Here is a 282-nt window from a genome sequence, read left to right on the forward strand (position 1 = left end):
GACGTCCATCAGCACGACGTCGGGGTCGAGCGCGGCGATCTGCCGCAGCGCCTAGGCGCCGTCGCCCGCCTCGCCGGCGACCGTCAGGTCGTCCTCGTCGTCGAGCACGAGGCGGAAGCCCATGCGCAGCAGGGGCTGGTCGTCCACCAGCAGGACGCGGATCGGCGCGGAGGCCGCGCCGTCCTCGGTCGTGGTCACGCGGGCTCCTCCGCCGGGGCGGGTCGAGCGAGGGCGCGGGAAGGCGCGGGAGGGGGGGGAGGGGCCGGGGGTGCCGGCGCAGGG

Annotated in this window: 1 pseudogene; it reads right to left on the reverse strand. The window is 78.0% G+C overall.

Annotated features, from left to right (window positions below):
• Positions 1-54: 54 nt before the first annotated feature.
• Positions 55-198, reverse strand: a pseudogene (locus KVT14_RS20325) (DNA-binding response regulator); the annotation flags it as partial.
• Between the last annotated feature and the right edge of the window lie 84 nt (positions 199-282).

Origin of the sequence: Cellulomonas sp. GbtcB1, from assembly GCF_019091725.1 — a bacterium.
In the GTDB taxonomy this organism is placed as follows: Bacteria; Actinomycetota; Actinomycetes; order Actinomycetales; family Cellulomonadaceae; genus Cellulomonas.